The sequence below is a fragment of the Collimonas humicola genome (genome assembly GCF_018304945.1).
GTDB lineage: Bacteria > Pseudomonadota > Gammaproteobacteria > Burkholderiales > Burkholderiaceae_D > Collimonas > Collimonas humicola.
The window spans coordinates 1,564,158-1,586,031 of the sequence record NZ_JAGQEE010000001.1; the positions used below are offsets into that span (position 1 = coordinate 1,564,158).

Here is a 21,874-nt window from a genome sequence, read left to right on the forward strand (position 1 = left end):
TAACGGCGCTTGATCGGGGGCTTCCTTGATCAGCATGAGGGTGCCGAAATCGATTTTGCGATTGTGCGCGATCTGGTGCTGGCGGACATGGACGTGTATGCGCCGCAGGAGGTGGTATTTGACCCATGGCGCGCCGCGCAGCTGGCGCAGGAGCTCATGAAGGAAGGCGCGGAAGCTGTTGAATTCCGGCAGACCGTGCAAAACATGTCGCTGCCGATGAAGGAGCTGGAGAGCGCCGTCAAGGCGGGCCGGTTGCATCACGATGGAAACCCGGTGCTGACGTGGATGATGTCGAACGTGGTGGCGAAGCTGGACGCGAAAGATAACGTCTATCCCCGCAAGGAAAAGCAGGAAAACAAGATCGACGGTGTTGTCGCCGCGATTACGGCAGTCGGTCGCGCAATGCTGGCCGAACCCGATCAAAGCGACGACTGGATCAGCGACATCCTCATCGCCTAATAGGAAATCAATGAGTCAAACTAAAACGAAGCCGGCGGGGCGCGTCAAATCGAGCGTCCTGAAGTGGCTGGGTGTGCCTATTGCCCTGACGGATACGGACTTCTGGTCCGCCTATCTGGGCGGCGGCTCCTTTACCGGACGACGGGTATGCCAGCCATCAGCGCCTGGAGGAGGTAAATAGATCGATTGCGGCCTCCGGCAGCTTTTCGGGACTCACCGCGGACCAAATCGCCAGCATGGCCACCCAGCTGGCCGGCAGCTCGCGCTTCATTGGCGAGGCCAATGAAGCCTTGGTCAGCCTGGTCAATACCGGTCGCATCAGCGGCGACCAGCTGGGCAGCTTCGGTCAGGTGGCGCTGGAGATGGCCAAGGACACCGGCAGGAGCATTGCGGACGTGACGGCCGATCTTGCGCGCTGGCGGACGACGCCGCGGCCTGGGCGGAGAAATACCAGAAACGACACCATTTCATGAGCGCCGCGCAGTACCAGCTGGCGGTCCAGTATGCGGACACCGGCGACAAGGCCGGCGCGGCCAAGGTCGTGATCGATGCCTTGCACGATTCCCATCAGCGCATGACGTCGGATGCCGGCAAGGACATCGGTCTGGTGATGACGATCTGGCAGGGCTGGAAAAACATCATTATCGAGGTCGATCAGCTGCTCGGGCGTGCCATTGGTCCGAGCACCTATGCCAGTCAGATGGAAGCGGCGCAAAAGCGCTACCTAGGCAGCACAACTCGTCTGGAAAATCTCAAAGCGACCAATGGCGGGGCCAACAAACAGCTGATCGAGCAGGTACAGGCCGCCGTTGACGCCGATCAGAAGGAGCTCAGCCGCATCAACGACCTGATTCTGAAGGAGCACGCCAAGACCAAAGAAAATCAGGCATTGGGCATGCGCGCATCAGCAAGCGACATCGCAGGATACTGGCCAAACGTTTTTGTTTTGTCCTTGCCGCCGTCAAGATAATTGCAACGCCACGACTTCGTGCCTGAAACGGCTACATAGAGATAGAGCCGATTTGCATCGGTCAGCTTGTAAGGCTTATCTTTTGGTTGTGCTGCAGAAACCTGTTTTGCTGTTAACGGCATGGTGGTGTGGTATCCAATGGTTGATACCACAATAAAATACCACTATAGCTGTCAGATATACAAAAATTGGACGGAACGACTTGTGAGGGAAAAGGACAGGAGATCCGCATAAACAAAAGCCCCGCAGAGACTTTAAGGATCTTTGCGGGGCTTTCTGATACATATACTGGCGGAGAGGGTGGGATTCGAACCCACGGTACGATTTAACGTACGCTTGATTTCGAGTCAAGTACATTCGACCACTCTGCCACCTCTCCGGTTTTCGGTCGACTTGCTGTGTTTAATGCAGCAAAGCGCAAGATTATAGCAGGCTTTTTTTGATATTGGGAAGCCTTTTTATTGCCTCCCTGTCACAGCCGGTTTGCCCGCTTTCACGTACAAAAATAAGCCCGTCAAATCAATTACTTATACGCTCAGCTGGGTAATGCCACCCATGTACGGATGCAGCACCGCTGGGATTTCCACGCTGCCGTCGGCTTGCTGGAAATTCTCCAGGATCGCTACCAGGGTGCGGCCGACCGCCAGGCCGGAGCCGTTCAGGGTGTGCACCAGTTCGGTCTTGCCCTGGACATTGCGGAAACGAGCCTGCATGCGGCGTGCCTGGAAGGCTTCGCAATTGGAAATCGAGGAAATTTCACGATAGGTGTTCTGCGCCGGCAGCCAGACTTCCAGGTCGTAGGTCTTGGCGGCGCCGAAGCCCATGTCGCCGGTGCACAGGGACACCACGCGGTACGGCAGGCCGAGTTTCTTCAGGATGTTTTCGGCGTGGCCGACCATTTCTTCCAGTGCTTCATAGGATTTCTCCGGATGGACGATCTGCACCATTTCGACCTTGTCGAACTGGTGCTGGCGGATCATGCCGCGGGTGTCGCGGCCATAGCTGCCGGCTTCCGAACGGAAGCATGGCGAATGGGCGGCCATCTTCAGCGGCAGCGTTTCGCCGGCGAGGATTTCATCTCGCACGATATTGGTCAGCGGCACTTCCGCCGTCGGGATCAGGTACAGCGCGGCAGCGTCGGCGGCTTGCTCGCCTTCCTGGCCGCCCTTCTTGACCGCGAACAGGTCTTCTTCAAACTTCGGCAGCTGGCCGGTGCCGCGCAGGGAATCGGCGTTGACGATGTAGGGCGTATAGCATTCGGTGTAGCCATGCTCGGCGGTCTGGGTGTCCAGCATGAACTGGCCCAGAGCACGGTGCAGGCGGGCGATGCCGCCCTTCATCACGGAAAAGCGTGAGCCGGTAAGCTTGGCGGCGACGTCGAAATCGAGGCCGAGGGCGGCGCCGACATCGACGTGGTCGCGTACTTCGAAATCGAAGCTGCGCGGCGTGCCGATCTTGCGCACTTCGACATTGGCGGCTTCATCGGCGCCGACCGGCACCGATTCGTGCGGCAGGTTGGGCACGGCCAGCAGGAAGGTGCTGACCTGTTCCTGCACCTGGTCCAGGCGGGTCGCCGATGCCTTCAGTTCGTCGGCGATGCCAGCCACTTCTGCCATGACTGCGGAAGCGTCTTCGCCCTTGCCTTTCAGCATGCCGATCTGCTTGGACAGCGAGTTGCGCTGGCTCTGCAATTCTTCGGTGCGGGTCTGGATTTGCTTGCGCTCGGCTTCCAGGGCATTGAAGCTGGCGACGTCGAGCTTGTATTTGCGCGTGGCGAGGCGGTCGGCGGCGCTGGCGATGTCTTTGCGAAGAAGTTGGATGTCGATCATGGACGTAGGTAAATGGACGAAAGAATAAGCCGCCATTGTACCAAGCCCGGCCAGTGCTCGGCCAGCCAATCTAAGTGAATGAAATTATTAAAAACGCAATAACAAACCAAGCGGCGCTGGGCCGGGCATGGCGCCAGGTCTAACGCCCTGCCCGCTTATTTGCTGGATTACTTGCCCAGATCGACCTTGCTGAAGTCGTGCAAGGCGAACGCCGACATCTTGAAGCCGATCACCTGCTTGCGGATCGGCGTATGCGTCAGCGAGTGCGCCAGCGGGATCCATGGCGCTTCTTCATGCGCGATCACCTGCGCCTGCTCGTACAGCTTACTGCGCTCGGCCTGGCTGGTGTTGAGCTTGGCTTTCTGGATCAGGGCTTCGAAATCCTTGCTGCACCAGCGCGCGGTATTGCCGCCGCTGCGCACCGATTCGCAGCCGAGCAAGGTGGCGAAGAAATTGTCCGGATCGCCGTTGTCGCCCGACCAGCCGAACATCATCGCCTGCTGTGCGCCCTGCTTGCTGCGCTTCAGGTATTCGGTCCATTCGTAGGTGTTGAGCCTGGCTTTGACGCCGATCTTGGCCCAGTCGGCCTGGATCAGCTCGGCCATGCGCTTGCCGTCCGGATTGTACGGACGGGTCACCGGCAGGTAAGACAGTTCGACTTCGACGCCGTTGGGATAGCCGGCCTTGGCCAGCAGGGCCTTGGCCTTGACCGGATCGTAGGCGTAGTCCTGGATCTTGTTGTCGTAGGACCAGAGCGTCGGCGGAATCGCGTTCTTGGCGATCTGGCCGGCGCCCTGATACACGGTCTTGAGGATGGTTTGCTTGTCGACCGCCATGTTGAGCGCCTGGCGCACCAGCTTGTTGTCGAAAGGTTTTTTCTCGACGTTGAACGAGATGTAGCCGACGTTCAAGCCTTCCTTGGTCAGCAGGGTGATCGCCGGATCGGTTTTCATCAACTCGATGTCGGCTGGCTTGGGAAACGCCATCACCTGGCACTCATTGGCCTTGAGCTTGGCGTAGCGCACCGAGGCATCCGGCGTGATCGCGAAAATCAGGCTGTCCAGCTTAGGCCGGCCATCCCAATAGGCGTCGAAAGCCTTGTAGCGGATCACGGCGTCCTTTTGATAGGAGACCAGCTGGAACGGGCCGGTGCCGATCGGCTCGCGGTCGATCACGTCGGGCGTCCCCGCGGCCTTCATCTTGTCGGCGTATTCGGCAGACAGGATCGAGGCGAAGTCCATGCCCAGGTTGGCGATGAACGGCGCTTCCGGGTGCTTCAGCTTGAACACCACGGTGTAATCATCGGCCTTGCTGACCTTGTCGACGATCTTGTCCATGCCCATGTCAAGGAAGTAGCTGAAGCTGGCGCCGGTCGATAATTTGTGGAAGGGATGGCTGACGTCCGCCATGCGGTTGAAGGAAAACAGGACGTCGTCGGCGTTGAAATCGCGGGTAGGCTTGAACTTGGCGCTGCTGTGGAATTTGACGCCCTTGCGCAGCTTGAAGGTGTAAGTCAGGCCGTCGTCCGACACGGTCCAGGATTCCGCCAGGGCCGGAATGATCTTGGTGGTGCCCAGCTCAAAAGCGACCAGGCGGTTGTACATCGGCACCGAGGAGGCATCGAAGGTAGTGCCGGTGGTGAACAGCTGCGGATTGAAGCCTTCCGGGCTGCCTTCAGAACAAAACACCAGGGTCTTTGCCGCCAGCGCCACATTGGTGGCGGCGCCCAGCAGCACCGCCATGCTGATTGCGACGGTCAGTTTCAGCTTCTTGCTCATGCAATTCCTTCTCAATGGATCTCTTCCACCCGATGGCAGGCCACCATGCTGCCACCGAACTCGCGCAGCAGCGGCACTTCCTGGCGGCAGCGTTCAACCGCATACGGGCAGCGGTTATTGAAACTGCAGCCGGGCGGCGGCGCCAGCGGCGACGGCAGTTCTCCCGGCAGCATCATCTTTTGCTGGCGTTGCGCCGGATCGATGCGCGGCGTGCTGGCCAGCAGCGCCTTGGTATAGGGGTGCAGCGGACGGCTGAACACTTGCTGCTTGCTTCCATGCTCGACGGTCTTGCCGAGATACATCACCAGCACGTCGTCGGCGATGTGCTCCACCACCGATAAATTATGCGAGATGAACAGATAAGCGACGCCGCTGGCTTGCTGCAGATCCATCAGCAGATTCAGCACCTGCGCCTGGATCGAAACGTCCAGCGCCGATACCGGTTCGTCGGCCACGATCACCTTGGGATCCAGCATCAGCGCGCGCGCAATCGCTACCCGCTGGCGCTGGCCGCCGGAAAACATGTGCGGATAGCGGCCATAATGCTCCGGCCGCAAGCCGACCTTGGCCATCATGGCGCGCGCTTTTTCGGCGCGCTCGGCATTGTTCAATCCGGTGTTGATGATCAGCGGCTCTTCCAGCATCTGGCCGACCTTTTTGCGAGGGTTCAAGCTGGCGTAGGGATTCTGGAACACCATCTGCACCAGCGGCCGCACCCGTTTCAGGGTAGCGTGGTCGGCGTCGGCGATATTGGCGCCATCCATCCACAGCTCGCCCCCGGTAGGCGGCTCGATCATGGTGATCTGGCGCGCCAGGGTCGACTTGCCGCAGCCGGACTCGCCCACCACCGCCAGCGTCCTACCCGGCTGCAGCGCGAACGACACGCCGTCCAGCGCGCGCGCCGTGGCTTTCGGCTTGAACAAACCCTGCGATACGCTGTAGTGCTTGATCAGGTTTTTTGCTTCCAGCAGGACTACGGGACTGGCGATTTCGTTCATATTGGAATTCATCATCATGCAGCCCCACTGCTCAGCAAAGCTTCAGGCGTTTTGCGGGAAATCTCGGACCAGCCGTTGCTCGGATGGCCAGCGTGATCCAACGGGAAATGGCAACGTACCTGCTCCTGCGGCGCGCCCAGCAATTGCGGACGCTCGTCGCGGCAGCGGTCTTGCGCATAAGCACAGCGCGGGCTGAGCAGACATCCGGCCGGCCTGTCGTACTGGCCCGGCACCACGCCGGGAATGGTCTGCAGGCGGGCACGGCCGATATTGTGTTCGGGCAGGGCCGCCAGCAAGGCCTGGGTATACGGATGCTTGGGAGCGTTGAAAATATCCGGCACGCGGCCGGTTTCCACTACCTGCCCGGCGTACATCACCACCACCCGCTGCGCGGTCTGCGCCACCACGCTCAGGTCGTGGGTGATCAGCATCAGCGCCATGCCGCGGTCGCGCTGCAGTTGCAGCAGCAATTCCAGCATCTGCGCCTGCACCGTGACATCCAGCGCCGTGGTCGGTTCATCGGCGATCAGCAGGCGTGGATTGCAGGCGATCGCAATTGCGACCATCACGCGCTGGCTCATGCCGCCCGACAGCTGGTGCGGGTAGGCATCCAGCCGGCGTTCCGGATCGGGAATATCGACCTGCTTGAGCAAGGCCAGCGCCTTGGCGCGCAATTCCTTCTTCGAGCCGCCCTGGTGCACACGCAGGGTTTCCATCAGCTGGTACGCCACGGTGAAGGACGGATTGAGGCTGGTCATCGGATCCTGGAAGATCATCGCGATATCCTTGCCCAGCAGGCCGCGCCTTTGCTTCTCCGGCATGGTCAGCAGGTCGCGGCCATCGAAGGCCATGCGCTCGCCCTTGACCCGGCCCGGATAATCGATCAAGCCCATCAAGGCCAGCGAAGTAACGCTCTTGCCGGAGCCGGATTCGCCGACGATGCCGACCACTTCGCCGGCTTCGATGCTGAGGTCGAGGCCGTCCACCGCGGTGAACGGCGCTGCCGTCGAGCCGAATTCGACCCGCAGCTGTTTAATGTCTAGCAATGCCATAGTCCTGCCTTATCGTTTCAGCTTCGGATCCAGCGCGTCGCGCAGGCCGTCACCCATCAAATTGAACGCCAGCACCGAGATCAGGATCGCCAGGCCGGGGAAGGCAACTACCCACCACGCGCTCTGGATGAATTCCATGGCGCTGGCCAGCATCGAGCCCCATTCCGGCGTCGGCGGCTGCGCACCCATGCCGAGGAAGCCGAGCGCCGCGGCGTCCAGGATGGCGGAGGAGAAACCGAGCGTGGCCTGCACGATCAAGGGCGCCAGGCAGTTCGGCAACACGCAGTTGAACATGATGCGCAAGGTGCCGGCGCCGGCGATGCGCGAGGCGCTGACATAGTCGCGCGACATCTCGCCGATCACCGCTGCCCGCGTCTGCCGCGCATAGTGCGGCAGCATCACCACCGCGATGGCGTACATGGCGTTCATCAGGCCCGGGCCGAGGATGGCGACCACCGCGATCGCCAGCAGCAGGCTGGGCAAGGCCAGCATGATGTCCATCAGGCGCATGATGGCGATTTCAACCATGCCGCGGAAATAGCCCGCCAGCAGGCCGAGCAGCACGCCGGTGGTGAGCGACAGCGAGATCGAGACCAGGCCGATCAGCAGCGACAGGCGCACGCCATGGATCAGGCGCGACAGCATGTCGCGGCCGACCGGGTCGGTGCCGAGCAGGAACTGGCTGCTGCCGCCCGCCTGCCACACCGGCGGCACCAAGGTCGACTGGCGGAACTGCTCGATCGGCGAATGCGGCGCGATGATATCGGCGAACAGCGCCATCAGGACCATGGCGACGATGATCGCCAGGCCGATGACGGCGCCGCGGTTCTGGCTGAAATAGCCCCAGAATTCGCGCAGCGGATGCGGCGGCGCGCTGGCCGCCTTGGGAACGGAAATGGCTTGCGGCGCTGGCGCCTGCGTTGTGTCGGTATGGTTCATGAGCGGTGGCGAATGCGTGGATTGATTACGCCGTACAGCAGGTCGACGGCCAGGTTGACGAGGATGATGGTGATCGCCGACAGCAGGATGCCGCCCTGCACCACCGGATAATCGCGGCGCTGGATCGCTGCCACCAGCCACTTGCCGATGCCCGGCCAGGAAAAGATGGTTTCAGTCAGGATCGCCCCGGCCAGCAAGGTGCCGACCTGCAGGCCGACCACAGTCACTACCGGAATCAGTGCATTGCGCAAGGCATGTACGCCGACCACGCGCCATGGCGACAGGCCTTTGGCGCGCGCGGTGCGCACATAATCTTCGCGCAAGACTTCCAGCATGGCGGAACGCGTCATGCGCGCAATCACGGCCAGCGGGATGGTGCCCAGCGCAATCGTCGGCAGGATCAAATGCGAGAGCGCCGACTTGAAGGCGCCGCTATCGTCCGACAGCAGGCTGTCGATCAGCATGAAGCCGGTGACCGGCGGCACGTCGAACAGGATATCGATGCGGCCGGAGACCGGCGTCCAGCCCAGCGTCACAGAGAACAGCAGGATCAGCAGCAGCGCCCACCAGAACACCGGCATCGAATAACCGGTGAGAGAGGCGCCCATCACCGAATAGTCCAGCACAGTATTACGCTTGAGTGCTGCCAGCATGCCGGCAGGCAGGCCGATGATCAACGCAAACAGGATGGCGCAAAAGGACAGTTCCAGCGTCGCCGGGAACAGGGTCTTGAATTCGCTCAGGACCGAGGTATGGGTCATGATCGACATGCCGAGGTCGCCCTTGAACAGATTCCCCAGATAATTGAAATACTGCATGTAGATCGGCTGGTCCAGCCCCAGGTCGTGCGCCATTTGCGCATAGCGGGCCGGGTCCATGCCGCGTTCGCCGGTCATGGCTTCGACGGCGTTGCCGGGGATCAGATGTATCAATAAAAACACCAGCAGCGTGATGCCGAGAAAGGTCGGAATGACCAGGCCGACACGGCGCAGGAGGAATCCAAACATGGGAATACCTATCGTGATAAAAATTGCGAGCACTACAAAGACGGGGCAGAACCGACCCGCGCGTTATTGCTGCGCCGGCCCGCCCTGCCCCGTTGCGACCTTACTTGGCGGCCAGATCAACCTTCTCGAATTGATGGTGAGCGAACACCGCCATCTTGAAATTCAACACTTCCTTGCGGATCGGCGTGAAACGCACCGAATGGGCCAGGTCGATCCATGGCGCCTCTTCATGCAGGATCACCTGCGCCTGCTCATACAGCTTGGCGCGCTCATCCTGCTTCGGCGTCAGCTTGGCTTTCTGGATCAATGCTTCGTAATCCTTGTTGCACCAGCGCGCGGTATTGCCGCCGCCCTTGACGCCCTCGCAGCCCAGCAGCGGCGCGAAGAAGTTGTCAGGATCGCCGTTGTCGCCGGACCAGCCGAACATCATCGAGTGCTGGTCGCCCTGCTTGCTGCGTTTCAGGTACTCGGTCCACTCATAGGTTGTCAGCTTGGTCTTGACGCCGATCTTGGCCCAGTCGGCCTGGATCAGCTCGGCCATGCGCTTGCCGTCCGGATTGTAGGGACGGGTCACCGGCAGGTACCACATCTCGACCTCGACGCCGTTCGGATAGCCGGCCTTGGCCAGCAATTCCTTGGCCTTGGCCGGATCGTAGACGTAATCCTTGATCTTGTCGTTAAAGCCCCACAGCGTCGGCGGAATCGGGTTCTTGGCCGAGAGGCCTGCGCCCTGGTAAACGGTCTTGAGGATGGTTTGCTTGTCGACAGCCATGTTGAGCGCCTGGCGCACCAGCTTGTTGTCGAACGGTTTTTTCTCGACATTGAAGGAGATGTAGCCGATGTTCAAGCCCGGCTTGGTCATCATGGTGATGGTTGGATCGGCTTTCATCAATTCGATGTCAGCCGGTTTCGGGTACGCCATCACCTGGCACTCGTTGGCCTTGAGCTTGGCGTAGCGCACCGAGGCATCCGGCGTGATCGCATAGATCAGGCTGTCCAGTTTCGGACGGCCGCCCCAGAAAGCATCGAAAGCCTTGTAGCGGATCACTGCATCTTTTTGATAGGAGACGAACTGGAAAGGTCCGGTGCCGACCGGCTCGCGGTCGATCACTTCCGGCGTGCCGGCCTTCTTCATGTTGTCGGCATACTCGGCCGACAGGATGGAGGCGAAGTCCATGCCCAGGTCGGCGATGAATGGCGCTTCCGGATGCTTCAGCTTGAACACCACGGTGCTGTCGTCGACCTTCTCAACCTTGTCGATGATCTTGTCCATGCCCATGTCCAGGTAGTAGCCGAAGCTCTGGCCGGCGGCCAGCTTGTGGTAAGGATGGCTGGCGTCGCCCATGCGGTTGAACGAGAACAGCACGTCGTCGGCGTTAAAATCGCGGGTCGGCTTGAACTTGGCGCTGCTGTGGAACTTGACGCCCTTGCGCAGCTTGAAGGTATAGGTCAGGCCGTCGTCGGAGACGGTCCAGGATTCCGCCAGGCCGGGAATCGGCTTGGTGGTGCCCAGTTCGAATTCGACCAGGCGGTTGTACATCGGCACCGATGACGCATCGAAGGTAGTGCCGGTGGTGTACAACTGCGGATTAAAGCCTTCCGGGCTGCCTTCCGAGCAGAACACCAGGGTCTTGGCGGCAGTCGCATAGCCGGCGGTGGCGCACATGACGGCGAGCAGCGCGGCCTTGGCAATCAATTTTCTTTTCATCATAGGTCTCTTTCTTTCGTTAGGTTATGGTGAAACTGATTCATTTAACATCAATTCACGTCGGGTGCACAAGCTTGTATCCGTATTGCGTCCAGATGCCGCTGCTGCAATGGCATATTGCCCGCTCAGGCCGCCATCAAGGCTTCGATCTCGGCGCAGGTCTTGGGAATCGCCGGCCCCAGCACGCGTGCGCCGGAGCTGGTCACCAGCACGTCGTCTTCGATGCGGATGCCGCCGAAGTCCAGGTATTCGGCAAACTTCTCGTAATTGATCAGGTTACTGTGGCGCGCCTCGTCCCGCCAGCGCTGAATCAGCACCGGGATGAAATAAATGCCCGGCTCGACCGTCACCACCATGCCGGCCTGCAAAGGCTTGGCCAGGCGCAGGTTGCGCAAGCCGAACAGTTCGCTGCGGCTGACGCTGGCGTCGTAGCCGACCCGGGTTTCGCCCAGGCCTTCCATATCGTGCACGTCCAGTCCCATCTGGTGCCCTAGGCCGTGCGGGAAGCAGATCGCGTAAGCGCCCGATTCGACCACCTCTTCCGCCGTGCCGTGGAAGAAGCCAAGCTCGGACATCGCTGCCACCATATGGCGCGCGGCCAGCTTGTGTACTTCGAGATAAGAAACGCCTGGCCGCATCATGCCGATGGCGAGTTGCTGGGCCGCCAGCACGATTTCATACAGGCTGCGCTGGCGCTCGCTGAAGCGGCCGCCGACCGGGAAGGTGCGGGTAATGTCGCTGGCATAGCCGAGGGTGCTGGAAGCGCCGGCGTCGTTGACCACCAGGTCGCCGCTGCGCAAGCGGTTGCGATGGTCGCGGTTGTGCAGGATCTCGCCGCTGCGGGAAAAAATCACCGGATAGGCGCCTTGCAGGTCGTGGCTGCGCATGATGCCTTCCATCGCCGCCACCACTTGATATTCAAAGGTATCGGCCTTGGCCAGCTGCATGGCGGCGAGGTGCATGTCGCGCGTGACGCTGAGGGCATTTTCGATTTCCTGGATTTCGGCGTCGCTCTTGATTTCACGCAGCGCAATCACCGCCGTCATCAAACTCTCGGAAGCGCCGGCCTGGCATTGCGCCGGCGTACATTCCAGCAAGCCGGCCAGCTGCAGGACGGTTTCGCCGCGATACGGCGGCAGGTAGTGAATCGTGCGGCCCTGGCGGCGCGCCTGCGCCAGCGTTGCCGCCAGCTCGCCGGCCGGCTGCACGCGCTCGATGCCTGCGCTGCAGGCGCGCTGTGCCAAGGGATCCTGCGGTCCTGCCCAGATTGCTTCGCTCAGGCCGGCGTCGTCGCCGAACAGGATGTCGGCATCGGCGTCGATGTCGATCAGGCCGGCCAGCTCGGGCTGGTCGAGGCCGAAGAAATAGGAAAACGAAGAATCCTGGCGAAACCAGTAATGATTGTGCGGATAGTTCATGGAGACATCGGCATTCCCCGGCAACAGCAGCAAGCCGGAGGAAAACTGCTGCTTCAGCCGGCGGCGCCGCTGCGCGTAGACCGTCGGCTCAAACATGCGCACCCCGCAGGCCGCCGCGGCAATCGCGGCCGGTTATTGCTTGTTTCCATTCCCGATACATCATCTGTTCCATCGCCACTCCATCACAACCGCACACTGACTATAAATATTACGCCGCCGCAGGCGCTGGACGCCTGCGGCAACACCCGTCTTGCAAGTGCAAAAACCATGCCATAAAACGGCCAGAATCGCCTTACAGGTAAAGCCTCAAAAGAATTCGGTGCCGCGCAACAGATGCTTCTGCACCGCGGGTTCAGGCTGCTGCGGCCCGTCGAACAGGGATACGGTGCCGACCCAGATCACTTCGGCCACCTGGCTGTCATGCGGCAGCGATTCGATGCTGTGAGGGATGTTAGCGTCGAAGTGCAGGCTGTCGCCGACATTCAGCACGTAGCTGTCTTTGCCCACCGTGTAGCCGACCCGGCCGCTGAGCACATAGATCATTTCATCGCCTTCGTGCGAAACCATTTCTGACTTGTAGCCGGCCGGCATGGTGAATTTCACGGAATGCACCTGGCTGCCGGGGAACACCGTCGACAGCCTTTCGTATTTGACGCGGCCGCTGGCCACGGAGTACGGCTGGCGCTGGCCGCGATAGGTGTCGGGCTGCAGTTGCGCGGGTTGCTGGATCAGATCGCCGATCGACACGCCCAGCGCCTTGGCGATCACCACCAGCGAGGTGATCGAGGGACTGGTGAGATTGCGCTCCAGCTGTGAAATAAAGCCGGCGGTCAGGCCGGTTTCGGTGGCGAGTTCCACCAGCGTCTTGTTGATGGCATGACGCCGCGTGCGGATAGAGATCCCCAGCTCTGGTATTTCCATTCAATTGTCTCCGGCCTGTACCTGATGTTTATTACATTCAAATCGGAAAGCACAATCTGCGCCGTGCTGATCCGACAGTAATTTTTTAATAATTAATATAGCAACTGCGATGGCAACTACGATAACGATTACAGCTGTTGCATCCTCGGTCAGGCGTCGGAAATTATAGTCAGACTAAAACTGGAGTCAAGGATCTTTTTTAGATTACCTTAGAACTGCGGGGGAATGATAGCTTGAGCGGATGAGCGCGCTGGCAATACGCGTGGTGCGCAGCCCCATGACGGGGCGCGTTGATGTCATTGCACAGTCTGGAAGATGATCGTAGGCGGGCGGTGGTCCGCTGCCTGCCCGGCAAACCCGGCGCTGTCGCCTCATGGCGGCAGCGCCCAGGCTTATTCTGGCGACAGTTTCTCGTTCACCAGGCTGAGCCAGTGCAAGGTCGAGTCGTCGTCCGCGGGCAGCGCCGCTTCGGTCGTGGCGTGCTTGACGGCCGCATCGTAAGCCTCGCGGCTGACGCGCCTGGAAGCGCGCTGCCTGATGCGCAGGCTCCATTCATCGCCATAGTCGACGATGTTGTCAAACGCCGCACGCAGCTTGGGATCGTCCTTGATGTTTTCGGCGAGGCGGCGCCAGAGATTGTCCTGGTTCCAGCGCATGAAGCGCATGTAGGCGGTGTTCCATTTGCCAAACCGCAGCGGCAGATCGCGCCACAGGCGGCGGCTGCCTGAAATCCACAAGACGGCGTCGATGAACAGGCGGTTGTCGCGGCCCCTGGCGCCGGCATCCCCCTCTCTTCCGCGCAGCATGGGCTCCAGCTTCTCCCATTGCTCGTCTTTCAACTTCATATACGATGCAGTAGCGGTATTTTGCTTTTTTCCCGAGAAAACCGCACTCCCGGCATGATCCCGATTGATTCCGTAGATGCTCGACATGGCTGCTCACTTCTTTTCGGTCGCGATATTAGGACTTCTAACTCCCCTACCTTGCTTGCCCCGCAAGGACGCAAAAAAGGGCCATTCCGGCCCAAAATAATTTGTAACAGCCGCACCGGATGCCGCAGCGGCAATCACGCGCGCCGCTTCAGCAAAGCCGCATTCTGGCTTTGGATATTGTTCTGGCAACGGAAACAAACCCAGCGCCGGACTTTATTGCGCATGACGAAATCGCCCTCGCCGGCCGCTACCTGGCCCTGATGATGCGAGCAAAAACGCCTGCCGGTCGCCTCGGCAGCGGCCTGGGTCAGCAACGAAAGCCGGTCCGATCTATCTGCATAAGCGGTCACGCTCGATTCCTTTCTATTAATTCAAAAAAATCAAAAAAAATGCAGCACCCGGCGCGCGCCTGGCCATTCGCTTGCAAAGCGTATCGGCGCCGATGCTGTCGACGCTGATGTCCGCTTTCACAAGGAATGCCCGTCCAGAAAGGAAAAAGGGCCATGTCTCGGCCCGATTATTTGTAACTGCCTGCGACAGAAAATGGCGCCATGACGCCGGCATCGATCAACGATGGTCGCCCCCAAAGCAAAAAAACATTTATCCCGTTTGGCCTCTTTTATATTTTCGCGGGGCAACCTAGATAAGGACTGTTGATAAAACCACTATGAAAGGTTTTGCAATCGACGGCCGAGTGCTCGCTTCTAAACTATAAATCGGGAGTTTTGCATATGGGCGGTTACAGAGAATGGGCGGATTCGAGGCGGTATGCCTTGCTTGCCGGCGCCGAGCCGGCAGCCGAAATGAATGCTTCTTTTCATATTCGGGGACAGAGATGAGCGACACCAATCAAGCGCAAGGCAAGCTGGCGATGATGACCTTGGCCGCGCTGCTGCTTGCAGGCTGCGGCGACGGCAGCAGTTCGGCGCCGGCCGCCAGTTCGGAGAGTGCGCAGAATCAAAGCATGGCAGCGGTGAAAAATCCGCCTGCGGCCGCCACCGTATCCGGCAAGATCACTTACGATTTCGTGCCGGCGGTGGCCAGCAAGGACGGCCAGGGCCAATGGCTGGCCAAGCTTGACTATGCCAAGACCGTGCAAAAGCCGGCGCGCAATGTGGTGGTCGAATTGATCAACGACAAAAGCAGCAAGGTATTGCTGTCGACCGAAACCGATGCGCATGGCAACTACAGCTTCCAGGCCCCGCTCGACACCGCGGTCCACGTACGCGCCAAGGCGCAGATGCTGCGCACTGCCGGCAAGGTCGCCGGGCCGAGCTGGAACTTCGCGGTGCGCGACAGCTCATCGGACGGCTACGGCGTCACGGTCGACGGCGCCGCCTTGTTTGCAATGGATGGGGCCAGCTTCAACAGCGGCAGGAAAGCCAGCATCCACGACCTCAATGCGGCCTCCGGCTGGGATGCGGTGACTGGAAGCTACGCCAATCCGCGCAGCGCCGGTCCGTTCGCCATTCTCGATACGGTCTACAGCGCCAGCCACAAGGTGCTGGAAGCCGACAAGAACCTGAGCTTCCCGCCTTTGAATGTATTCTGGAGTCCGGGCAGCGATGACGGCACCTACTTCAACGGCGTCGGCGACAAGACCCTGCGCGGGCTGCATATCCTCGGCCACGAAGATGTCGACACCGACGAGTACGATGCCGGCGTCATTGCGCACGAGTGGGGGCACTATTTCCAGGCCAGCTTCTCACGCGACGACAGCACCGGCGGCCCGCACAGCAGCGCCAACCTGCTCGACATGCGGCTGGCGTTCAGCGAGGGCTGGGGCAATGCGTTTTCCAGCATGGCGCGCAGCGATCCGATGTATGTCGACACCCAGGGCCCAGCGCAAGCCAATGTCGGCGTGGTGTTCAAGGTCGATGAGATCCCGGACGAAGTAGCCAAAGCCTGGTTCGGCGAAGTCGCGGTGCAGTCCGTGCTGTACCGCCTGCACCAGTCGCCCGATATCGGCTTCCTGCCGATCTACCAGGCCATGGCGGCGCAAAAGAAATCGCCCGCCTTCACCAGCCTGTTTTCCTTCGCCACCGCGCTGCGCGGCAACGTCAATGCCGCCGGCCAGGCCACGCTCGACAATCTGCTGGCGGAAATCAACACCGTCAACAAGGACCGGCTCGACATGTTCGGCCTCAGGCAAGCCGATCTGCCGCCGGCCGTGACCGCTGCCAACAAGGGGTTCGTGCTGCCGGTGTATACCGCGCTGGAAGCCGGCGTCAAATCAAAGACCGGCACTATCGGCAAGGATGCGACGGTATGCACCACCAGCGCCTACGGCAAGAACAACAAGCTGGGCGTTTATCGCTACCTGCGCTTCAGCCTGCCGCAGAAAGGCAAGCACACGGTGCGCATCAGCGCCGACGGCGGGCTGTATCCTTTCTTCCAGCTGTACAGCAAAGGCCAGCCGATCGCGGGCAATATGGTGAAAGATCCGAATCTCGGCGGCGCCTACAATGTCGACTATGACCTGCCGGCGCAGGATGACTATGTCGCCACCATCAACGCCGTCGCCAATAGCGGCTGCTTCAAGATCCTGCTTGCGCAGGTCAAAACCGGAGAAATGCAATGACCGTCCTCATGAAAAACAGCCTGCTGGCGCTGACTGTGCTCACTGCGCTGGCTTGCGGCATGCAGCATGGCATCGCCAAGCCCCTGCCGGAGATCGCGCAAAAACCGGCAGGCGCCCGCCATGGCGAAAAAGTCAGCGCGCCGGTCACCGTCGAATTGGCGTCCGGCAGCGCAACCAGCAAGAACGCCACCCTGCCGATCCTGCTGCAATTCACTACCGACCAGCCGAATACCCCGCTGCATGTGGAATACCGCGGCAATGCCGGCTTGTCCGTGGTCACGCTGGGCAGCGCCAACCTGGTCAGCAACCAGGATGGCGTGGCCACCGATACGCCCAACGTCCGTGCCGCGGCCGACGGCGTGTATGAGCTGAATGTGTTCGTCACGCTGGGCGACCGCACCAAGGCGGTGTCGCTGCCGGTCACTGTCGGCAACGCCAGGGCGGTCCGCAAGATGGCAGGCAAGGCGCTGCGCACGCCGCAGGGTGAGAACCTGACGGTAATGCCGGCGCAGGAAAAGGTGCGCTAGTGAACTGTAACAGCCGAATCGAGAGTGAATTGGGTTGTTACAGTCCACCAGGCTGCTGCCGGCGCGGGGAGCCACAAGTTTTTATCGGCTCCCTGTTGCCGCCAGGCGCTGCGCTTGCCAATGTCAGAAATTATAACGGCCGGTTAGCACGAACACCCTGCCCGGCTCAAAGCCGATGCCTTGCTGCAGATTGGCGAAGCTGCCGTACAGGCGGCGGTTGAGCAGATTGCGAGCGCCGAGCGTGAGCGACCAGCGCCTGGCGGCGTAACGCAGGTTGCCGTCGAGCGAGACCTGGCCGCCGATATGGTCGCCGCTGTTGCTGGGATAGCCGGTGCGGGCAGTCGCCCCCACGCCGTAGCCCCAGCCGCGCCAGGCTGGCGTCTGCAGGTCGTAGCTGCTCCAGAAGCTGGCCTGGTGGCGCGCAATCAGCGAAGGCTCGACCACAAAGCCGGCCGGCTGCGCATAGCTAAAGTCGGTGTAGCTGTAGGAGGCGACGAGATTCCAGCCTGGCAGCGGACTGCCGGCCAGGTCGAACTCCGTGCCGCGGCTGATGGTGGGCGGCAGCAGCCCGGTGTACAGATTGCCGTCGGCATCGTAGGCAAAGCCGTAAAGGACATTTGCATGGGACGCCCGGAATACTGAAGTCGTCAGTATCAGGCGTTCATCCAGAAAATTCAGCTTGACGCCCGCTTCCAGCGACTTGCCATCCGTCGGCGGCAGGTTGTACAGACCGGGAGGGCCGCCGCCGTAGCGGATGCCCGACGGCTGCGCCTGCAGCACAAAACTTTTCTGCCGGTTGGCGTACAGCGTGACATGATCGTTCAACTGGTAGGACAGCCCGATATTGTAGACCGGCTTGCTCTGCGGATGCAGCGACGTGACCTCTTCCGTCTGCGGGTCGGTAGCGTGCGACCAGGCGCGGGTATAGCCAAGATTGACCAGGAAACGCCAGCGCCGCCAGCTCAGCTGGTCCTGCAAAAACCAGTTGTTATAGTTCAGCGTCACCGCCGGACCGAACGGCGTCAGATTGGTTGCCGGCACCTCCGGCAGGCTGCTGCGGGACAGCGTCGCCATCATGGGCGGACCTATTTCCGCCATCGGCACCGCCCGCCAGCTATAGCTGAGCGCTACGCCTGCCAGCACCGTATGCTTGACCTGCCCGCTATGAAAAGTGCCGTGCACGCTGTTTTCCAGATTCCAGCCATAGGCGCTCGATTCCAGCGCTTGCGTCTGGCAATCCCGCAATCCGGCGCCGGCTGCATCGCTTTGCACGCAGTTATATGAACGCGACGACAAGCGCGTCCGCATATAGTTGCCCTTGCTCTGCCAGCCCCAGCTGCTGCCCATCTTCTGCTGTACGTCATAGCTGGCGCCGACGCTGGTGCTCAGCAAGCCGTCGTCCACCACGCCGATCGGGCCAAGGCCGCCGTTGGCCTGCTGGTTGCGCTGATAATTGATGCCGGCCACGGCCACTGTGCCGTCGCGGCGATAGCCCAGCGACGGCGCGAAATAGACGTCGCGCGCACTGTCGTAGCGGTCGATTGCATCCGAGTCGCGGCTGCCGGAGATGATCACCCTGTGCGTCCACGCCTGGTCGTCCGACAGCGCGCCGGCCAGGTCGAACGCATAGCGCTGGTGGCCCTGGGTTCCTGCCTCCACCGTCAGCTCCCGCACCGGCTCGGCCTGCGGCCGCTTGGTGATGATGTTGACCAGCCCGCCCGGTTCCATGTCGCCGTTGGCGACGATCGAATCGGCGCCCTTGATGACTTCTATCCTGTCGATCGCCGCCAGCGGCGTATGCAGCGGCGAACTGGCATTGTCGATGCGGGATGCGCCTTGCTCCAGGCCGTTGATGCGGGTAGGCGCCAGGAACCCGCGGATATACACCGTGGTATCGACGCCGAGGTTATAGATATTGACGCCGCTGACGTCGTGCAAGGCATCCAGCACCGACTGCGACTGCTGACTGGCCAGCGCCTCTTGCGTCACCACCTGCACCGATTGCGGAATCTGGGAAAGCGGCATGCTGGTGCGGGTGGCGCTGCTGCTGCTGACGGCGGCAAAACCCTGTACGGCCGCGCCATCGGGCGGCGGAAAGACAATCATCTCCATCAGCAGCGCATCGTCCCTGGCGCCGACCGCCGCGGCCTGCACATCGGCTGCCTGCAACGGCCGCTGCGCCGATGGCGCCGACGCCTGGGGCCGCAATGCATAACCGCCCTCGGCCTTGGCGACGGCTTCCAGCCCGGTGCCGCTCAGCAGACGCACGAGAGCATCGGCCACGGCATGTGTTCCATTCAGGCCGGGGCTGACCTTATCAAGCACCAGCGCCGGATCATAGGCAAGCGAAATGCCGGCCCGCGCGGCAAAGACCGCCAGCACCTGGTTCAATTTGCCTGCGTTTATTGCGTAATTTTTTGCCTGCTGCGCCGCTTGGGCGCATGCCAGCTGAGGGGCGCCAAAGCTTGCCGATGCCAGGCACCAGCAAGCCATGTGTAAGCGCATGGCCACAGAAAGCGGCCGCGATGTATCAAAAATCCGTCGCCGAGAATTTTGTAGAACCATACGAATTGCTTTCTCGGTTAGCTATCAGAAGCGCCTGCCCGGCAAACCCCATCGCATAAAATCGCAGGAAAAAGAGCTTGCTCTGTCAGGTCAAACCACACCACATCAAATTTCAAATCCGGCTGCATTGGAAGATATCGAAAGATGCGCCATGCCCGCTAGGCTTTAGTCACCGTCACCCAATAGCGGCTTATTTTTTCCACGCGCACCGGCAATACCTTGCTAAGCAAAAACAGCACCTGGTCCGTGTCGTTCAGCTGGAATGCTCCCGACACCAGCTGATCGGCTACCGTCGGATCGCACACAAGACGGCCATGACGATAGCGCGCCAGCTCGTCGATGAAATCGGCAAGCCGCATTTTCTCGGCAACCAGCACGCCTTGCGACCACAGCGCCAGCGTACCGTCAGCCTTCTGCACCGGCTCTACGCCTTTGGCAGTAAATACGCATTGCTGGCCAGCCTTCAGCAGCACCGCCTTGCCTTCCGATTTTTGCGGGACAACTTCGACGGCGCCCTCGAACACCGCCACATGACTGCGCATGCCCTCCTGCCGGACATCGAAACGGGTACCCAGCGCGCGCAGCATGCCGTGCCGGGTCTGCACCAAGAACGGCCGCGCCGGGACAAGCTGGTCGCGTCCGCTGTTGACCAGCATCTCGCCGGTGTACAGCCGCACCAGCCTCCTGGAGGCATCGAATTTGACGTCGATCGAACTGGCTGTGTTCAGCATCAGCCGGGAACCGTCCGACAACGCAACATCGCGCTGTTCGCCGGTGCCGGTCTGATACTCCGCAGTCCACTCCTCCCACGGCATCCTGGTCGCCAGCCACGCTACCGGGGCCGCTGTCAGCAGCAGCGACAAGGCTTTCAGCGCCGTGCGCCGCTGCTGGTACGACGCCGGGCGATCGAGCACCGGCATGCCAAGCTCGGCCGGGATGTCGCTGAATGCATTATTGATTTTTTGCGCGCACAGCCAGGCGCGCTGGTGTTCGGGGCTGCGCGAACGCCAGCGCTGCCAGGCTTGCTGGTCGGCTTCGGTCGCCTCGCCGCCATGCAAGGTCATCAGCCAGGTTGCGGCTTCGCGGATGATCGCGGGATTGATAGGGGTTTCGCTCATGGCAGGGAAAACATCAGGCACTGTTCAAAGCCCAGCACCATGTGGCGCTTGACGGTACGCACTGAAATGTCCAGGCGCTCGGCGATCTCGGCATAGGTCAGGCCTTCCAGCTGCGACAGCAGGAAAGTGCTGCGCGCCTTGGCCGGCAGCCGGTCCAGCATGGCATCGATTTCAAACAAGGTCTCAAGCAGCATCGCACGATATTCCTGCGACGGCGCCAGCGCCTCAGGCATTGTCGCCAGCGTTTCCAAATAGCTGCGTTCCAGGGCATCGCGCCGATGGGCATTGGCGACCAGGCCCTTGGCGATGACGGTCAGGTAGGCGCGCGGCTCCTCGATCACCTCGATCGCCGACTTCAGCAGCACGCGCACGAACGTATCCTGCGCAATATCCGCGGCGTGGTCGATATTGCCTAGACGCCGACGCAACCATCCGAGCAACCAGTTATGGTGCTCAATATATAAGGACTGTATCGATGTAGCCTCAACCTTGGGCATAAGCGGCTCTCCTATGTGGCTCTTTTGCGGCATTTTTCGGCATGTGACTGGCAGCTTTCCTCATGGGAGACGCGCTCTGCCAACCGCAGGCAGGGCTAAGCTTAAAATCAGGGATGCAGGCAATTGCGTAAAAACAGCTTGGCTTTTTCCAGTACTGACGCTCCTGCGACGCCTCTTTGCAAAACCAACACAATGCAAAAAAAACGCGTACTGAATTTTAGCTCTACTTAATTCAAGACCAAAATGTAGGGCTAATTTACGCTGGCCGTCAACAAGACAAAAGGGGCGAAGCAACATAATCCTCACTAAACATTTAATTATTTGAACATTTGCTTAGCTTGCTGTTAACAAGTCTGCAAATGGCGGCGACGATTGTTACCCGGACGCGCAGTCGTCATTTGACATTCAGACAGACAGGGTTGTCTATGGGACGGCGCGGTGGACACAACAGGGTAATGAAGCAAGCCGCTTCACTTCACGAACAGAAGCAATATCGAGGCCAAGCGCGGCTGATTTCTGCCGGATTTTCTTATCGCAAAAAACGTATATAGATAGAACAAAAAAATCTATAGAAA

General features: G+C 60.5%; 20 protein-coding genes and 1 tRNA gene. 5 read left to right on the plus strand and 16 right to left on the minus strand.

Going from position 1 to position 21,874, the window contains the following annotated elements:
- Positions 1-9: 9 nt before the first annotated feature.
- The 3 genes from KHU30_RS06995 to KHU30_RS07005 all read left to right on the plus strand — a co-directional run bounded on the left by KHU30_RS06995 (position 10) and on the right by KHU30_RS07005 (position 1,429).
- Complete coding sequence (locus tag KHU30_RS06995) at positions 10-459, plus strand: terminase TerL endonuclease subunit (RefSeq protein WP_211441839.1); 450 nt, start codon at positions 10-12, stop codon at positions 457-459.
- A 113-nt stretch (positions 460-572) separates the two neighbouring features.
- Positions 573-932 (plus strand): phage tail length tape measure family protein, encoded by a 360-nt coding sequence (locus tag KHU30_RS07000; protein ID WP_329956656.1) that lies wholly within the window; start codon positions 573-575, stop codon positions 930-932.
- On the plus strand, positions 929-1,429 hold the full coding sequence (locus tag KHU30_RS07005; RefSeq protein ID WP_211441840.1) for a hypothetical protein: 501 nt from the start codon (positions 929-931) through the stop codon (positions 1,427-1,429). Before KHU30_RS07000 ends, KHU30_RS07005 begins: the two co-directional genes overlap by 4 nt.
- On the opposite strand, the gene KHU30_RS07010 is transcribed toward KHU30_RS07005, so the two are convergent.
- The 13 genes from KHU30_RS07010 to KHU30_RS07070 form a co-directional block, all read right to left on the minus strand.
- Complete coding sequence (locus tag KHU30_RS07010; protein ID WP_211442253.1) at positions 1,342-1,551, minus strand: Arm DNA-binding domain-containing protein; 210 nt, start codon at positions 1,549-1,551, stop codon at positions 1,342-1,344. The genes KHU30_RS07005 and KHU30_RS07010 overlap by 88 nt on opposite strands.
- Before the next feature lie 167 nt (positions 1,552-1,718).
- A tRNA-Ser gene (locus tag KHU30_RS07015) sits at positions 1,719-1,808 on the minus strand.
- Positions 1,809-1,956: 148 nt separating this feature from the next.
- Positions 1,957-3,258: a serine--tRNA ligase gene (serS, locus tag KHU30_RS07020; protein WP_211441841.1), complete on the minus strand. Its 1,302-nt coding sequence runs from the start codon at positions 3,256-3,258 to the stop codon at positions 1,957-1,959.
- A gap of 167 nt (positions 3,259-3,425) precedes the next feature.
- Positions 3,426-5,036 carry an ABC transporter substrate-binding protein gene (locus KHU30_RS07025; RefSeq protein WP_211441842.1) on the minus strand — a complete coding sequence of 537 codons (1,611 nt, stop codon included), beginning with the start codon at positions 5,034-5,036 and terminating at the stop codon, positions 3,426-3,428.
- A gap of 11 nt (positions 5,037-5,047) precedes the next feature.
- A complete protein-coding gene (locus KHU30_RS07030) occupies positions 5,048-6,052 on the minus strand; it encodes a peptide ABC transporter ATP-binding protein (RefSeq protein ID WP_230427213.1) in 1,005 nt (334 codons plus the stop codon).
- Positions 6,049-7,086 carry a dipeptide ABC transporter ATP-binding protein gene (gene dppD, locus KHU30_RS07035; RefSeq protein ID WP_211441843.1) on the minus strand — a complete coding sequence of 346 codons (1,038 nt, stop codon included), beginning with the start codon at positions 7,084-7,086 and terminating at the stop codon, positions 6,049-6,051. The genes KHU30_RS07030 and dppD overlap by 4 nt, the downstream gene beginning before the upstream one ends.
- Positions 7,087-7,095: 9 nt before the next feature.
- Entirely contained in the window at positions 7,096-8,025 is a 930-nt protein-coding gene (locus KHU30_RS07040) for an ABC transporter permease subunit (protein WP_230427214.1), read from the minus strand.
- Complete coding sequence (locus tag KHU30_RS07045; RefSeq protein ID WP_061939440.1) at positions 8,022-9,032, minus strand: ABC transporter permease subunit; 1,011 nt, start codon at positions 9,030-9,032, stop codon at positions 8,022-8,024. The genes KHU30_RS07040 and KHU30_RS07045 overlap by 4 nt, the downstream gene beginning before the upstream one ends.
- Positions 9,033-9,132: 100 nt before the next feature.
- Positions 9,133-10,743, minus strand: coding sequence for an ABC transporter substrate-binding protein (locus KHU30_RS07050; RefSeq protein ID WP_329956644.1), 1,611 nt, complete (start codon positions 10,741-10,743; stop codon positions 9,133-9,135).
- A 122-nt stretch (positions 10,744-10,865) separates the two neighbouring features.
- A complete protein-coding gene (locus tag KHU30_RS07055) occupies positions 10,866-12,254 on the minus strand; it encodes an aminopeptidase P family protein (protein ID WP_211441844.1) in 1,389 nt (462 codons plus the stop codon).
- 210 nt (positions 12,255-12,464) lie between these two features.
- Positions 12,465-13,079 carry a helix-turn-helix domain-containing protein gene (locus tag KHU30_RS07060; RefSeq protein ID WP_211441845.1) on the minus strand — a complete coding sequence of 205 codons (615 nt, stop codon included), beginning with the start codon at positions 13,077-13,079 and terminating at the stop codon, positions 12,465-12,467.
- Positions 13,080-13,471: 392 nt separating this feature from the next.
- Positions 13,472-13,924 carry a transposase gene (locus KHU30_RS07065; RefSeq protein ID WP_211441846.1) on the minus strand — a complete coding sequence of 151 codons (453 nt, stop codon included), beginning with the start codon at positions 13,922-13,924 and terminating at the stop codon, positions 13,472-13,474.
- Between the two features lie 221 nt (positions 13,925-14,145).
- Positions 14,146-14,361 carry a hypothetical protein gene (locus KHU30_RS07070; RefSeq protein ID WP_211441847.1) on the minus strand — a complete coding sequence of 72 codons (216 nt, stop codon included), beginning with the start codon at positions 14,359-14,361 and terminating at the stop codon, positions 14,146-14,148.
- Positions 14,362-14,846: 485 nt separating this feature from the next.
- Here KHU30_RS07070 and KHU30_RS07075 point away from each other — a divergent pair, with 485 nt between their 5' ends.
- Positions 14,847-16,592 carry a hypothetical protein gene (locus KHU30_RS07075; protein WP_211441848.1) on the plus strand — a complete coding sequence of 582 codons (1,746 nt, stop codon included), beginning with the start codon at positions 14,847-14,849 and terminating at the stop codon, positions 16,590-16,592.
- Complete coding sequence (locus KHU30_RS07080; protein ID WP_211441849.1) at positions 16,589-17,119, plus strand: hypothetical protein; 531 nt, start codon at positions 16,589-16,591, stop codon at positions 17,117-17,119. The genes KHU30_RS07075 and KHU30_RS07080 overlap by 4 nt, the downstream gene beginning before the upstream one ends.
- 123 nt (positions 17,120-17,242) lie before the next feature.
- Here KHU30_RS07080 and KHU30_RS07085 read toward each other — a convergent pair whose 3' ends face one another.
- The 3 genes from KHU30_RS07085 to KHU30_RS07095 all read right to left on the minus strand — a co-directional run bounded on the left by KHU30_RS07085 (position 17,243) and on the right by KHU30_RS07095 (position 21,299).
- Positions 17,243-19,501, minus strand: a complete 2,259-nt coding sequence (locus KHU30_RS07085) for a TonB-dependent siderophore receptor (protein ID WP_329956657.1) — start codon at positions 19,499-19,501, stop codon at positions 17,243-17,245.
- Positions 19,502-19,842: 341 nt separating this feature from the next.
- Positions 19,843-20,802 (minus strand): FecR domain-containing protein, encoded by a 960-nt coding sequence (locus KHU30_RS07090; protein ID WP_211441851.1) that lies wholly within the window; start codon positions 20,800-20,802, stop codon positions 19,843-19,845.
- The gene (locus tag KHU30_RS07095) at positions 20,799-21,299 is read right to left on the minus strand and encodes a sigma-70 family RNA polymerase sigma factor (protein WP_211441852.1); all 501 of its coding nucleotides are present in this window, start codon (positions 21,297-21,299) and stop codon (positions 20,799-20,801) included. Before KHU30_RS07095 ends, KHU30_RS07090 begins: the two co-directional genes overlap by 4 nt.
- Between the last annotated feature and the right edge of the window lie 575 nt (positions 21,300-21,874).

Coding starts and splice junctions, on each gene's coding strand:
- KHU30_RS07065 (WP_211441846.1), bottom strand. CDS start 13,924: ATGAAGTTGAAAGACGAGCAATGGGAGAAGCTGGAGCCCATGCTGCGC.
- dppD (WP_211441843.1), bottom strand. CDS start 7,086: ATGGCATTGCTAGACATTAAACAGCTGCGGGTCGAATTCGGCTCGACG.
- KHU30_RS07030 (WP_230427213.1), bottom strand. CDS start 6,052: ATGATGATGAATTCCAATATGAACGAAATCGCCAGTCCCGTAGTCCTG.
- KHU30_RS07080 (WP_211441849.1), top strand. CDS start 16,589: ATGACCGTCCTCATGAAAAACAGCCTGCTGGCGCTGACTGTGCTCACT.
- KHU30_RS07005 (WP_211441840.1), top strand. CDS start 929: ATGAGCGCCGCGCAGTACCAGCTGGCGGTCCAGTATGCGGACACCGGC.
- serS (WP_211441841.1), bottom strand. CDS start 3,258: ATGATCGACATCCAACTTCTTCGCAAAGACATCGCCAGCGCCGCCGAC.
- KHU30_RS07090 (WP_211441851.1), bottom strand. CDS start 20,802: ATGAGCGAAACCCCTATCAATCCCGCGATCATCCGCGAAGCCGCAACC.
- KHU30_RS07045 (WP_061939440.1), bottom strand. CDS start 9,032: ATGTTTGGATTCCTCCTGCGCCGTGTCGGCCTGGTCATTCCGACCTTT.
- KHU30_RS07010 (WP_211442253.1), bottom strand. CDS start 1,551: ATGCCGTTAACAGCAAAACAGGTTTCTGCAGCACAACCAAAAGATAAG.
- KHU30_RS07060 (WP_211441845.1), bottom strand. CDS start 13,079: ATGGAAATACCAGAGCTGGGGATCTCTATCCGCACGCGGCGTCATGCC.
- KHU30_RS07025 (WP_211441842.1), bottom strand. CDS start 5,036: ATGAGCAAGAAGCTGAAACTGACCGTCGCAATCAGCATGGCGGTGCTG.
- KHU30_RS07055 (WP_211441844.1), bottom strand. CDS start 12,254: ATGTTTGAGCCGACGGTCTACGCGCAGCGGCGCCGCCGGCTGAAGCAG.
- KHU30_RS07095 (WP_211441852.1), bottom strand. CDS start 21,299: ATGCCCAAGGTTGAGGCTACATCGATACAGTCCTTATATATTGAGCAC.
- KHU30_RS07040 (WP_230427214.1), bottom strand. CDS start 8,025: ATGAACCATACCGACACAACGCAGGCGCCAGCGCCGCAAGCCATTTCC.
- KHU30_RS07050 (WP_329956644.1), bottom strand. CDS start 10,743: ATGATGAAAAGAAAATTGATTGCCAAGGCCGCGCTGCTCGCCGTCATG.
- KHU30_RS07075 (WP_211441848.1), top strand. CDS start 14,847: ATGAGCGACACCAATCAAGCGCAAGGCAAGCTGGCGATGATGACCTTG.